The sequence below is a fragment of the Pedobacter sp. KBW06 genome, assembly GCF_003852525.1.
Classification (GTDB): domain Bacteria; phylum Bacteroidota; class Bacteroidia; order Sphingobacteriales; family Sphingobacteriaceae; genus Pedobacter.
On record NZ_QAJL01000005.1, the window covers coordinates 423462 to 437245 of the forward strand.

Annotated in this window: 13 protein-coding genes and 1 pseudogene; 6 read left to right on the forward strand and 8 right to left on the reverse strand. The window is 43.7% G+C overall.

Going from position 1 to position 13784, the window contains the following annotated elements; translation table 11 throughout:
• The first annotated feature begins 59 nt into the window (after positions 1-59).
• Positions 60-2321 carry a beta-N-acetylhexosaminidase gene (locus DBR43_RS27980; protein ID WP_124586632.1) on the forward strand — a complete coding sequence of 754 codons (2262 nt, stop codon included), beginning with the start codon at positions 60-62 and terminating at the stop codon, positions 2319-2321.
• 4 nt (positions 2322-2325) lie between these two features.
• On the opposite strand, the gene DBR43_RS27985 is transcribed toward DBR43_RS27980, so the two are convergent.
• Both DBR43_RS27985 and DBR43_RS27990 read right to left on the reverse strand, forming a co-directional pair.
• A complete protein-coding gene (locus tag DBR43_RS27985) occupies positions 2326-3006 on the reverse strand; it encodes a response regulator transcription factor (protein ID WP_124586633.1) in 681 nt (226 codons plus the stop codon).
• Positions 3003-4211 (reverse strand): sensor histidine kinase, encoded by a 1209-nt coding sequence (locus DBR43_RS27990; RefSeq protein ID WP_158622616.1) that lies wholly within the window; start codon positions 4209-4211, stop codon positions 3003-3005. The genes DBR43_RS27985 and DBR43_RS27990 overlap by 4 nt, the downstream gene beginning before the upstream one ends.
• 170 nt (positions 4212-4381) lie before the next feature.
• On the opposite strand from DBR43_RS27990, the gene DBR43_RS27995 reads away from it, so the two are divergent.
• Entirely contained in the window at positions 4382-5746 is a 1365-nt protein-coding gene (locus tag DBR43_RS27995) for a DUF4270 family protein (RefSeq protein WP_124586635.1), read from the forward strand.
• 9 nt (positions 5747-5755) lie between these two features.
• Positions 5756-6754, forward strand: a complete 999-nt coding sequence (locus tag DBR43_RS28000; RefSeq protein ID WP_124586636.1) for a Kelch repeat-containing protein — start codon at positions 5756-5758, stop codon at positions 6752-6754.
• Positions 6755-6773: 19 nt separating this feature from the next.
• Here DBR43_RS28000 and DBR43_RS28005 read toward each other — a convergent pair whose 3' ends face one another.
• Entirely contained in the window at positions 6774-7142 is a 369-nt protein-coding gene (locus DBR43_RS28005) for a winged helix-turn-helix transcriptional regulator (RefSeq protein ID WP_124586637.1), read from the reverse strand.
• Positions 7143-7236: 94 nt separating this feature from the next.
• Here DBR43_RS28005 and DBR43_RS28010 point away from each other — a divergent pair, with 94 nt between their 5' ends.
• A complete protein-coding gene (locus tag DBR43_RS28010; RefSeq protein WP_124586638.1) occupies positions 7237-7977 on the forward strand; it encodes an SDR family oxidoreductase in 741 nt (246 codons plus the stop codon).
• Positions 7978-8029: 52 nt separating this feature from the next.
• Here DBR43_RS28010 and bla read toward each other — a convergent pair whose 3' ends face one another.
• Positions 8030-8923: a class A beta-lactamase, subclass A2 gene (bla, locus tag DBR43_RS28015; protein ID WP_124586639.1), complete on the reverse strand. Its 894-nt coding sequence runs from the start codon at positions 8921-8923 to the stop codon at positions 8030-8032.
• Positions 8924-9105: 182 nt separating this feature from the next.
• Between bla and DBR43_RS28020 the strand changes: the two genes are divergently transcribed.
• Positions 9106-10377 (forward strand): prephenate dehydrogenase, encoded by a 1272-nt coding sequence (locus tag DBR43_RS28020; protein ID WP_124586640.1) that lies wholly within the window; start codon positions 9106-9108, stop codon positions 10375-10377.
• Here the strand turns inward: DBR43_RS28020 and ribB are convergent.
• The 4 genes and pseudogenes from ribB to yiaA all read right to left on the reverse strand — a co-directional run.
• Positions 10377-10994 (reverse strand): annotated as a pseudogene (ribB, locus tag DBR43_RS28025) (3,4-dihydroxy-2-butanone-4-phosphate synthase); the annotation flags it as partial. The gene DBR43_RS28020 and the pseudogene ribB overlap by 1 nt on opposite strands.
• A 100-nt stretch (positions 10995-11094) precedes the next feature.
• On the reverse strand, positions 11095-11964 hold the full coding sequence (locus tag DBR43_RS28030) for an AraC family transcriptional regulator (RefSeq protein ID WP_124586642.1): 870 nt from the start codon (positions 11962-11964) through the stop codon (positions 11095-11097).
• Positions 11965-11985: 21 nt separating this feature from the next.
• Positions 11986-12483, reverse strand: a complete 498-nt coding sequence (locus DBR43_RS28035) for a hypothetical protein (protein WP_124586643.1) — start codon at positions 12481-12483, stop codon at positions 11986-11988.
• A 23-nt stretch (positions 12484-12506) separates the two neighbouring features.
• Positions 12507-12935, reverse strand: a complete 429-nt coding sequence (gene yiaA / locus DBR43_RS28040) for an inner membrane protein YiaA (protein WP_124586644.1) — start codon at positions 12933-12935, stop codon at positions 12507-12509.
• Positions 12936-13121: 186 nt separating this feature from the next.
• Here yiaA and DBR43_RS28045 point away from each other — a divergent pair, with 186 nt between their 5' ends.
• The gene (locus tag DBR43_RS28045) at positions 13122-13703 is read left to right on the forward strand and encodes a hypothetical protein (RefSeq protein WP_124586645.1); all 582 of its coding nucleotides are present in this window, start codon (positions 13122-13124) and stop codon (positions 13701-13703) included.
• Positions 13704-13784 lie beyond the last annotated feature (81 nt).

Genomic DNA, 13784 nt, shown 5'->3' on the forward strand with positions numbered 1-13784 from the left:
GGTTTGCTTTGTCAATAGAAAATGTAAATTTGGTTTACACAAATCAGAAACAAACCTTAATGAACACCACAAAACGGGCGATTGCCTCCTCCTTTACTTTACTATTTTGTTTACTTTCAAATATTTCATTTGCCCAGGATTCTTTGGCCATTATTCCAAAGCCGGTCCTGCAAATTTCAAAGCCCGGATATTATACCTATGCTCCGGAAACCGAAGTGTATTCCAGTGCTTCTTTTCTGGAAGCAGCCGATCTTCTCCATGAGCATCCGTACCTGAAATTCCATAAAATCAAAACATTGCGTCCGGGAAAGAAAGCCCCCCTTAAAGGGATCATTCTTCTGGAAGCCGGAAAGAACGATACCCTTGCCCAAAATGCCTATCGCCTGGAGATCAGTGCCGATCGGATTCTGATCACCGCGCATCAGCCGGAAGCCATCCTGAACGGGATTGCAACGCTCCGTCAGCTCGCGCTAACGGGAAAAGACCGTCGTTTGCCTGCGGTATGGATTGAGGATCAGCCTGCTTTTGGTTACCGGGGCCTGATGCTGGACGTATCCCGTCATTTCTTTCCCATTCCTTTCCTGAAGAAATACATAGACCTGATGTCTTTGTATAAACTGAATACCTTCCACTGGCACCTCACAGATGGGGCTGGCTGGAGATTAGAAATCCAAAAATATCCCGAGCTGACCAGCAAAGCTGCATGGCGGACAAATGCCAACTGGAAATACTGGTGGAACAATGGACGCCAATATTCAGAAATGGGCAGTCCGAATGCTTTCGGTGGATATTATACCGCGGAGCAGGCAAAGGACCTGGTAAAATATGCAGCAAAACGGGGGATCAGGGTCATCCCTGAAATTGAAATGCCGGCACATACAGAGGAAGTTCTGGCCGCCTATCCGAACCTGTCCTGCTATGGCCTCCCTTATAAAAACTCAGAATTTTGCATCGGCAATGAAGATACCTTTCGTTTTCTTCAGGACGTGCTTGATGAGGTGATCGAAATTTTCCCTTCTGAATATATTCATATCGGTGGTGATGAAGCCAATAAATCGGCCTGGAAACAATGTCCGAAATGCCAGAAGGTGATTAAAGACTTCGATTTAAAAGACGAACATGGCTTGCAGAGCTATGCCGTTAAAAGAATGGGAACTTATTTGAAAAGTAAAGGAAGAAAGCTGATCGGATGGGATGAAATCCTGGAAGGCGGACTTGCCCCTGAAGCGACGGTCATGAGCTGGCGCGGAGAAAAAGGAGGTATTGAAGCCGCAAATTCTGGTCACGATGTGATCATGACTCCTGGCTCCCACCTTTATCTTGATGCTTATCAGACCAATCCAATCGGACAACCGGAAGCCATTGGCGGATACCTGCCCTTAAAAAAAGTGTACAGTTACCAACCTGTACCTGCTGAAATCAATGCCGACGAAAGAAAACATGTACTCGGAATTCAGGCCAATGTCTGGACAGAATATATGGCAACAACAAGTCAGGTTGAATATATGGTTTTTCCAAGGGCCCTTGCTGTGGCAGAAGCGGCATGGACAGCGGAAGGTCAAAAGAACTGGGATGATTTTCAGATGCGCCTCCAAAAGCATTACCTCCTGCTGCAACGCCTGAATGTGAATTACTACCCGCCATCAAATGAACTGAGCATCCTCTCCAGGTTCAATATTGCAGAGAAAAAGGCAGAGGTGACGATCAGCTCTGAGCAGTTTAAACCGGAAATAAGGTATACTACGGATGGCAGCAACCCGGTTGCAGGTTCGCCTTTGTACAAAGATGGCATTCCTCTAAGTGCGACTGCAACGGTAAAGGCGGTCATCTTCAAAAATCAACAGCCTTTGGGTAAAATTCAGGAGCTGGAACTGGATGTCCATAAGGCCATTGGCAAAAAAGTCATTTACAACAACAAATGGAGCAGCAGTTATCCTGCACAAAAGGAACTCAGCCTCGTAAACGGGCAAACCGGAGACCTTACCTATGGTGACGGACAATGGCAGGGCTTCCTCGGCGATTTCGATGTGACCATCGATCTGGAGAACACGATTCCCTTAACGCAATTGAAAATCCGCTTTATGCAGTTAACCGGTCCGGGTGTATACATGCCCGCGAATGTTAGTGTGGCGGTTTCCGAAGATGGAATTGTTTTCAAAAACATCCAGAAAGTAGACAATGATGTTCCCTACACCGATGCCTCGCTGAGGTTTAAAACGTTTAGCTTCGACCTCAAAGGAAACCATGCAAGATACCTCAGGGTAACCGGCAAAAACGAAAAAAAGGGCTTTATGTTCAGCGATGAGGTGGTGGTGTATTAATGCATCAGCGTTTGTCTCTGATTTCTAAGATATAGCCTATATTTCTTACGGTAAGAATCCTGATTCTGGGATCTTCCCGTAAGATTTTCCTTAACCGGCTAATGAAGACCGCCAGACTTCTGCCGGTGAAGAAATTGTTTTGGTCCCAGAGTTCTTCCAGTAACTCCTGTTTGGTGACTACGCCGTTTTTATGCTCAATCAGTTTTCTCAACAGCTCCGACTCCCGGTAAGAAAGATGGATGCTGTTCCTGTTGATGGACAGTTCATGCATTCTTGAGTCAAAAGCATAATTGCCGACACTGTACTTCGGATATTCTACCTTATTTGCTTTCTTTAAATGGCTGTGCATTCTGGCAATCAACTCTTTAATGCTGTAAGGCTTTTTCATATAATCACTCGCCCCTATTTCGAAACCTTTCAATACATCTTTAATTTGTATTCTGGCAGTGGCAAATATAATTGGGACCTGATCATCCATTTCGCGGATTTTCTCCGCCAGATGGAAGCCGTTTAGCTCTGGTGTAATGATGTCGAGAATCACAATATCTGGTTTGAAAAGTTTAAAGCTTTCAAATGCTTCCCGCCCATTGAGGTAATGACGGACCCAAAATCCTTCAAATTTCAGACTCTCCATCACAATTTCCGCCATTCCGGCTTCGTCTTCCAGAAATAATACATCGATCATAATTTGAAAGGGATTGAAATTAGAAAAGTGCTTCCTACTGTTAATGTACTTTCCAGGCCTATACTGCCTTCATGAAGCTCTACCACCTTTTTGACATAGGAAAGGCCAAGCCCGAAACTTCCGGAAGTATCGTCATTAGTGGAAACCCTAAAAAAGCGCTCAAAGATATCATTGTGATATTTCTCAGGAATGCCAATCCCGGTATCACTGATGGAAAGCTTCCATACCTCGTTTTCAAAGGTACTCGTGATCCTGATGATGACTTCATCGCTGGCATATTTGATCGCATTGTCTATGATGTTCCGCAGGGAATTGCTCAGGTGCAGCGGATCAATCCATAAGGCAGGGATATCATTGCTGCAGTCCAGCCTGATGTCTACAGCTTTAGCGTTTTTAATGGAATAATTTTCAACAATCTGATGAATGAGTTCATTGACATCCGTACTTTCTTTATGCAGAACCATTTTATCGTTGTCGAAGATGGATTCCTGTAAAATTAGCTCTATCAGCTTAGACAGGTGATTGATCTCATTTGTGGAGATTTCCAGGTAACGTGCTGTTTTGTTTTTATCCAGCAGGGTACCATACCGCTTTATGGCCTCTACAGCTACGGATATCGTAGCTAAAGGGGTTTTTAGTTCATGGGCCATACTGTTGATGAAATCGTTTTTGACAAGCGAGATCCTTTGCTGCCGGAATATGGTGATCAGCATATAAGCCAGGCTGCAGGTCGTCAGTACGATCAAAAGTACAGAGACACCGAACTGCCATTTCATTTTATTAAAGATATAGGATGCCGGCGCTTTGTATGCGGTGGTTCTGGCAAACTCCAGAGGCATGGCTCTACCCTGTTGGAGCTCATTTTTAAACATTACAGTGTCTTCGTATAAGGGAGCAGCCCTGGTAAAATGAACCGTATCAGGCATTGCGCTTTTGACGAGGTCAACAGCCTCAGGCAAAGCCGGTATTGTTTGTACCGGCCTCATGGAGACGGTATTCATCGGATAGGCAAGAATGGTATTTGATCCGATTTGATTTTCATCTACAAGGACTGCCTTTGTTGCGGCGACACCAAAAACGGCATGGGCAGTGGGAAGAAAAATATCATAATCAGAAGAAAGAAAAGGCTGGCTCTTATAGTACCTGTAGTCCCTGTAAAGCCAGAATCCCTGTGCAAGAATAACACCTAAAATACATAAGGTCATTAAACATAAAATGTACTTTATCCGATGTAGCATAGCTGGTTTGTTTTCATTGAACAAATGTAACCGCCCCTACTTCATTAAAAGTTTCTCTTAACGATTTTTAACAAATCGTAACATTCGTTAACATTCCCTCAGTACATCTTTGTCAGCATCAATTATTTATATAAATTATGAATTCTACGCTTAAGATTTTGCCGGGCCAATTGCTGCTCTGTTTCTCCTTTGTAGTCCTTTTTGTTTCGGCTTGCAGGAAGGGCGACCAGATTGGCTTGCCGAAAAATGAAAATCCGATCTCCATGGAGATGACCGATACGGTTACGGTGATTGCCTCCACTTATCTGCTGGACTCCCTGCCCAGTTCCAACTCCGGCTCAATCCTGCTGGGACAAGTCGAGGACCCTGATTTCGGAAAAACCAGGCTATCGTCCTATTTACAGATTGGCATACCCGCTTTTAACAATGGAAGTATCCCCGATGATGCCCTGTTTGACTCCCTTAACCTGGTCTTGAAATACAACAAGTATGTATATGGAGATACCAATGAGGTACAAAAGTTCTCGGTACATCAGCTGAGCAAAAGAATAAAGCTGATCAAGGTTGAGCAGGCGGTAGAACCCGAAGAGCGGCCCATATTTGTTAAGGAAGAGGCACTCTACAGTACAAGTAAAATTGACTACGATCCTCTGCCACTGGCTGAGCTCAGCGTATTGCCGAAGCCTTTTTCCAGCGATACCCTTTCCATTCCTTTAAGAAAGTCTTTGGGACAGGAGCTTTTTAAAATGCTGCTCAATAAAGACAGCCGGTTAAACGTCAACGAAGATTTTTTGAACTATTTCAAGGGGCTTGCCCTGATTACCGGAAATACTGGAAAGAGTGTGCTTGGCTTTGATGCTGAAAAGTTAAAAATGGTTTTATACTATCATTATAAAGGGGCCGATGGCTTTCCCAAAAAAGGAAGTGTTCAGTTCAATTTAAATGATAAGCAGTATCAGTTTAACCATATCGATGCGGACCGGAATAAAACGAAGTTACAAGCCTTAAATTATCATTCCAGGGAATTAAGTGCGGAGGCCACCAATAAGGAGTTATTCGTTCAGGCCGGAACCGGGATCGTAACCAAGCTCTCCCTGCCCGGTTTAACCAGCTTTCTTCAGCAGCCCGGAATCGGCGTAAATGATGCGGAGCTCGTGATCGAAACCGAATCATCGTCGTACAAGGTTTTCAAAGCACCCAGGGAGCTCAACTTATTCATTTCGAATTCCTCGAACACCCCCACTCAGGTGCTGACCAATACCGATGGCAAGTCCATACAGATGGCGAAGTTCCAGCCGGGAAATGATGCCGGTTCAAAAGCAAAGTATATTTTCTCCCTGGCAGGCTATATTGATGCCATCAGAAAAGGTAAATATAAAAAGACTTCGCTCATGCTTAGCCTTCCTTTCGATCCCCTGACAAAAACAGTTGACAGGCTGCATATTACCAACGGAGAATCCATACGCTCGATAAAACTCAAGATTTTTTACACTAAATTTTAATATATATATATGATCATGTTGAAAAACCTGCTAAAAGTGTCCATACTGGCCATGGTGTTAATGGCATCCGCCTGTAAAAAAGAAAAAGAAGATCCCAAGGAATGGGTTCGTGGCTCTGACTTTGAAGGGACCCGCCGGAGTGGGGCAACCAGTTTTGTTATTAATGGAAAAGTATACATTACAGGAGGCTTTGATGGCGAAAAAAGATTAAATGATTTGTGGACCTATAACGAAGAAAAATCAAATTGGATCAGGGTTAAAAACGACAAGGCTGAAGATGTGGTGTTCCCCGGAAAGGCCAGGAATTATGCCGTTTCCTTTACCGTTAACGGAAAGGCTTATGTTGGATCCGGTTTTGATGGTAAAGATGCGCTGTCCGATTTTTATGAGTACGACCCGCTCCTGAAAACATGGAAAAAAATTGCCGCTGATTTTCCCGGCGAAGCCAGGTACGGCGCTATTGCTTTCGCCGCCAACGGCATGGGAGTTGTAGGTACCGGAACCAATAAGTCTGGAGATCTGGTTGATTTTTACACCTATAATCCGCTAACTGATCAATGGAAAAAAGTGAGCAGTTTACCCAGCTCTAAAAGGTCAAATGCCTTTACTTTCACGATTGGAGAGACTGTCTATATTGGTGGCGGCCTGAATAACGGGAGTTATTTATCGGATTTCTGGAGGTATTCTGTTAAGGACGACAGCTGGACGAGGTTAAATGATTTGAATCGCCCTAAAAAACCATATGAGTATAACCTGAGCAGACAGTTTGCCTCGACCTTTGTGATAGGAAACACCGGATACCTGATTGGAGGAAACTCGGGACAGCTTTTAAGCTCGGTATGGAAATACAGGGCTGATACCGACGACTGGAAACAACACGAAGATTTTAAAGGCGCCGCAAGAGATGCTGCTATTGGTTTTTCTATCGGTAACCAGGGATTTATTACGACAGGAAGAAACGGATCAACCTTGTTTGATGATACCTGGATCTTTACGCCTGCCAAATAAATAAAAGAGGGCTTGTTTATTAAACAAGCTCCTCTTTCTGATATTTAGCCTTATGGTTATTTCCCCATTCCGACATCTTACTGAGCATGGGTTGCATGCACAATCCATCTTCAGTAAGCTCATATTCTACTTTTGGCGGAACCTGAGGATAAACAATCCTGATCAGGATGCCGTCTTTTTCCAGTTCTCTTAATTGTTGCACGAGCATTCGCTCTGAAATCCCGGTAATAGAATCCCTAAGGTCGCTATACCTGACTTTCCCATCCATTAACCGGCAAATGATGGTAGGCTTCCAGCGGCCACCGATGATGGACAATGCATAGGAAGTACCACACATTTCTCTTAGCCTTTTTTCATTAATATTGTTCGTAGAGCTCTCTTTTCTCATTTCTTACGTTTTTGTAAGTACCTAACAATTTGATGTGTACCTTTAAATGCAAATATCAATATATATTTTTGATAGAAATAAAGATTTATTCCATATGACAAATTTAGAAAACAAAGTTGCATTGGTAACCGGCGGAAGCAGAGGTATCGGCGCGGCGATAGTAAAAAGATTAAGTGCTGAAGGTGCTAAAGTTGCCTTCACTTATGCAAGCTCAGCAACTGCTGCTGAAAATCTGGTTAAAGAAATTGAAAGTAAGGGAGCTCAGGCAATTGCAATTAAAGCAGATAGCGGCAGCTATGAGGAAGTGACTGCGGCAGTAGAAAAAGCGGGAGCGCATTTTGGTAAAATAGACATTCTGGTAAACAATGCAGGGATTGCAGATGGTAAAGCTTTCGAAGCATACAGCGTTGCAGATTTCGACAGAATGTTTGATGTGAATGTAAAAGGCGTGTTTTTTGCCACTCAGGCGGCCTTAAAGTTCATTCCTGATGGCGGAAGAATCATTACCATAGGCAGCTGTCTTGCAGAAATCGTGACCGTTCCTTACCTCACCTTATATTCTATGAGTAAATCTGCCCTGGTTAGTTTTAACAAAGGACTTGCACGTGATCTTGGTGACAGAAGGATTACTGCGAACCTCGTAAACCCGGGACCAACAGAAACGGATATGAATCCGGCTACAGGTCCTACAGCAGATGCAGCAAGGGAAAGAATGGCGATTAAAGAATATGGAACTGCTGAAGGAATTGCTTCACTGGTAGCCTGGGTTGCTGGCGAAGAGTCGAAGTACATGACGGGTACCTCATTAACAATGGATAGCGGCACAAATATTTAAGTAAACAGCGCGTGTTACCGGGAACAATATTCCAGATCACACGCGCCGTTTTTTATTTCAACCCTTCTTCAAAGGCAGCTTTAGTAAGCGCTGCAATGATCTTATCGTTCTCCTGATCACTTTCCTTTGACATCGATACGAAAGCAGAAATGAGCATCTTTTTTCCATTAGGAAGCGTTACGATTCCGATATCGTTAGATGCCGCAGTAATCCCTTCCTTATTTACCCCTGAATTTCCTGTTTTATGGGCAACAAGTGTGCCCTTAGGCAATAAACCTTTGATCTTTCCAGGGCCAGTTACGGTCTCTTCCATAATTTTCATTAAGAAATCTTCAGTCGTTTTTTTAAGTACTTTACCCTCCAGGAATTTTTTAAGCAAATTGTTGGCCGCCTTTGGCGTGGTCCAGTTTCTGAACTGTACCTGATCATCTTTATGCATCTCCTCTTCCGTTCCGGTAATAGAGATCTCTTTTATGCCTTGTTTTTTAATGAACTGATCTGCCTTTCCGGTACCTCCAATGAGTCTGAATAAAATATCGCAGCCATTGTTGTCGCTTTCTGAAACGGTATATTTCAGGATTTCAGATAAAGGTAATCCTACATTTCCATTGAGATATTTTTCGCGCAAAGGACTCCAGGTATCCTGAAGTAAATCGCTTTTTTTAACAAAAATCTTTTGGTCGAGCTTGAGTTTTCCCTGATCTACCTGATTCAATACGGCCAGGGCCAGGTGAAATTTGTAGACACTTTGCATAGGGTAATGTTTGTCGCCATTCAGGGAGACAATTTTCTGGTTTTCCAAATACATTACGGAGAAGCCAACATCAGCTTTTTTTGTGCTGACGATACTGTCTAATTTTTGTTGGAGTGGGTTGTTTTGTGCAAATAATGCTGAGGAGAAAACAGATGCCGTCAGCGTTAAAAATAAAAAGGAATTTCGTTTCATGTGACAAAGCTAATGTCTTTATGCATTAGCTGTTCTTCTAACGTGTATGGGGTCAAAATATTCTGATATGCTGAAACTTTTACGGGGCAAAGGATTTTTTAATGAATTTTATGCCCGATGTGATGACCGTCATTTCGGGTTGAAAGGAATTTTCCCTTATTTGCATGGATTAACAGGTAAATATGAATGTAGGAATTATTGGTCTTGGCGATATGGGTAAAATGTATGCTTTAGGTTTTTCTAAAGCTGGTTATCCCGTTTATGGCTCAGACCTTCCGGAGCGAAGGGACGAATTAAATGAAGCGTTAAATCCCCATGGGATTACCATTTTAGAGGATGGAAAGGAAGTTTCCCGGATTTGCGATGTGATCTTTTATGCCGTAGAATCTGAAAAAATTGAACAGGTGCTGGCGATGTATGGCAGTTCCACCAAATATGGGGCAATTGTAGCTGGACAGACTTCTGTAAAACATCCGGAGATCGTTGCTTTTGAAAAGTACCTGCCTAAGGACATTCAGATCATCACCTGTCATTCTTTACATGGCCCCGGTTTTGATCCTGCAGGTCAGAAAATGATCGTGATTCCACACCGGACCAGCAACGAGGCTTATCAGCGCATGACCGACCTCCTCTCCTGCCTGGGCTCCGAACTGGTGGAGATGAAAGACTACCGGGACCATGACCGGATTGTTGCGGATACACAGGCTGCCACACATGTGGGCTTTGAAAGCATGGGTACTGCCTGGGCTTCAGCAGGTTTCTTCCCCTGGGAAAATGCCTCATACCTGGGCGGGATCGACAATGTAAAGATCCTGACGACCCTTAGGATTTTTAGTTATAAAGCACACATCTATGCCGGTCTGGCGATTTTAAACCCTTTTGCGCGCCAACAGGTGAAACGTTATGCCCAATCGGAATCAGAGCTCTTTAAGATGATGATCATGGAAGAAGAGAAAACCTTCCGGGAGCGCCTGTACAAGGTCAGGGATTTTGTTTTCCATGAAAGCAGGAAACCTTTGCTACTGGACGATCAGGTGATGCAGGAGTTCTCGCTTTCTTCGAATCCGGGGGTAAGAAAGGCCAATTCCCACCTGAGCCTGCTCAGTATGGCTGATGCCTGGTATCATTTACAAATCAATCCTTACGACAACCTGATTTGCCAGACGCCTCCTTTCCGGCTAAGGCTGGGAATTGTAGAATACCTTTTTCGAAATGAAGCGTTACTGGAAGAATCTATCCATGCAGCACTGTTCGACAAAAGTATCCGTGCTGACGACCTGGAGTTTCATTCTGCAGTGCGGGAATGGACTTCCATCATCGGATATGGGGATATGGAAGGTTATAAGCAGCATTTTGATCAGACTAAACTGTTCTTCAAAGACAGGTTGGAACATGGCCGTGAGCAGAGTTCAGCGATGATCAAAAGGCTGACAGATCAAACGTTCCTTCCTTAGTTTTCTTTTTTAAGATAAGTAATCAGGTCTTCAATCGAGATGATTTTCAATTGATGCCGGACTGCGATTTCCATTAAATCAGGTAAGCGGGCCATTTCTCCATTGTCTTTGAGGATTTCCACGAGCACTCCTGCGGGTTCCATGCCTGCTAAACGGGCAAGATCAACAGTTGCTTCCGTGTGGCCGGGCCGGGTAAGTACGCCTCCATCTCTGGCACGTAAGGGAAAGATATGTCCGGGTCTGCCGAGGTCGAAGCCTTTTACTGTAGGGTCGATCAGCGACTTAACGGTTTTAGAGCGGTCGGAAGCCGAAATTCCCGTGGTACAACCGCTTCCAAGCAAATCAACAGAAACGGTAAAACTGGTCTCATAGGCAGCGGTATTATCGCTCACCATTTGATGGAGGTTCAGCTCATCGCACCTTTCTGCAGTCAGTGGAGCGCAAACCAGGCCTCTGCCATGACTCACCATAAAGTTGATCACCTCCGGGCTTGCATTTTGAGCAGCGGTAATAAAATCTCCCTCATTCTCCCTGTTTTCATCGTCTACTACTATAATTACTTTACCAGCCCTGATCTCTTCAATGGCCTCGGCAATGCTGTTCAATTTAATCTGCATGATGCGGTATTGGCTTTAGTGTTTTAAAACGCAAAGGTATCCAGGCTGGATTTTCGAATGTTAGGACTAAGAACTGCTTTATTGGTACTTTTGGTGAAAATTATCCCGAAGGGCTGCTGGATTTACGGAATTCGGCAGGTGTTAAGCCCTCCTGCTTTTTAAAATGCCTGGAGAAATAGGAGAAATCTTTAAATCCAAGTTCAGAAGCGATCTGTCCTACGGTCCAATGTCCATGGATGAGCATTCTTTTTGCCTCGAGTAAAACCCTTTCCCTGATCAGTTCTCCGGCCGTTTTACCGGTGATTTTTTTAGCGATCTCGTTTAAATGGGCATTGGTCATAAACAGTTGTGCGGAGAAAAAAGAGAGTTTGGTTTCCTTCTTATAATATTCCTCTATCAGCTTTTTGAATTTTTTGAGGTTCAGTACCTGGATGTTATCCGCTTCGGAACTGGCCTCTCCTGCCATCATTCTCTGGATCTGGAAAAGCAAGGCCAGCAAGAGGTGCCTGATGATACTGGCAGAACGGTCTTTGCGTCCGGATTCTTTTAATAACATGCCAATGATATCGCCGAGTTCTTCGCTTTGCTGAGGTGCCAGGCTCAGCGATGGCCGGGAATAGCTGTTTTCCAGAAAAGACAAGCCGGCAAGCATTTCGGGATTGGCATGGCTGAGGGAAAGAAACTCCTCGCTGAACATAATGCTGTACCCTTTTACGTTTTCCGAATGGCCAAGCTCATGGATCTGTCCGGGAGCAATAAAGAACAGCGTATCTGAATGAAGGTCGATGGTATGCTGATCAATCAGGTGTTGTGCATTTCCTTTTTCAATCCACAAGACCTCATAGAAGCTATGTTTATGAGGCCATACCATATCTGCAGGCTTTCCGACGTCTTCAAACCGGTCCATCATAAACTGTCCGGGAATGGAAAATGGGGCGCTAAAATCCTCGAGATGGTAGCTGATGATCATGACCTATACTTGTTATCTGTTTTAATACTTCGTTGCCGTCCAATGGATGAGCTTTCCACTGAAATTCCCGCTAAAATAAGACAATAATTCTTCAGCAGAAGGAAAACCATCATTTATAGCGAGCGTATTGAGCTGTTCTTCATCCAGCGGCTTTCCATCTACGCTAACCGTATAATTTTCACCGGCAGCCTGCCTGATTTCAATTTTCTGAATGCTGATGCAGTGGAGCATCGGTGCAAACTGAAATTCGTCGCTGGTATCTTTATAGATGACCATCGCGATTTCTGTCCCAGGATGCCAGAGCCCATCGGGGTCTTTTCTGATCGTATGGATTTTTGGTTCAAGAAATTCGGTATAGGTATCCCCGTCCCAGTTCCTGTCGAACTTCTGGATGTGTCGTTCCTGATACCTGTAATGCTCATTGTCCAGATGTGAAGAAAGGGCCATGAGGCCCTTCCAGATCTTTTCAATGAAATAATTCGGTTGGTCGTTAATGACCGTTCCAAATGATAATTTCATTCTTTAATGTTGTTATTTGTAGCTTAATTGTCTTCGTTACGGCCGATGTGTCCACCATTGCCACCACCTTCTGATTTATTGTCCCTGGTGTTTTTCTGCACTGCAATAGCGCCAAACATGGCAAGCAGGAAAGCAAAGGCATAAAATCCTTTTTCGCTTGGCAATAATGTCGCATTCCAGAGTCCAATGGTTAATAAGACAATGGACAACAGCGTGGCGAACCAGCTTAATCCATAATAAATGTCTGTTACCGGAATTCCTTCCAGTCTGTCCCTTACGCTTTTTTGTACGGATACTACCGCAAACAGACCAAACATCATGATGGTGAAATAATATCCTTTTTCGTTAAGCTGCATTTCTGCTCTTGCTAAACCGACGAAATAGCCGATCATTCCCGCTCCAAGGGCGATCCAGGATACTGCGACGAAAGCATTAGATGTTTTTTGATTCATAGTTTGTGTTTTTGTAACTGTAATTATAATGAATAATCAGATATAATTGTTCATTCTGCAAAATATATTTACGGTAATAATTAAGGTACAATAGGGAAAACACTTGGAATAGAGCATCTGAGCAGATAAATTTTCAAAAACAAAACTTATACAGGTTTGTTAAAGAAATACATTTAAACATATCCTATGAAAAAATTATTCTTAACTGCGAGTCTATGTGCCGGACTATTATTTGGAGCAAAAGCACAAATACAAAAAGGCAATGTATTTGTCGGTGCCTCCCTTTCAGACATCAGTTTCGGTCTGGATAAACCCAATACATTCAGCTTTGATATCAACCCTAAAGCAGCCTGGTTTGTACAGGACGGGCTTGCAATTGGTGGTGAAGTGAATTTTGGTCTGACTACTCAAAAAGGTGGCGGAACGGGTATTAACTATGGCATTGGTGCTTTAGGCCGATACTTTGGCGCAACCGGAGCAAATGAAGTGGTAAAAAACTCAAGATTCTTTGGTGAGGCGACTGTAGGTGTTAACGGAATCAATCCTGCCGGTCCTGTTGGAAATACCAACGGACTCGGTTTTAGTTTTGGTCCTGGTTTCACCTATTTTGTTACTCCATCTATCGGACTGGAAGGGTTGTTAAAGTATAACGGTGTTGTCGGATTTGGCAGCAGTGCTTATGCCCATAAATTAACGCTTGGTGTTGGTTTTAGCATTTATCTTCCCGGAAAAAGTACGGCAAGAAAAGTACAAAAAGATGTAAACTAAGGTATACCATCTTTTTATTGCCGTATATCAGGGGCAATTGCTTTCAAGGGAAAGCAGTTGCCCCTTTTGTTTTGCCCGGCC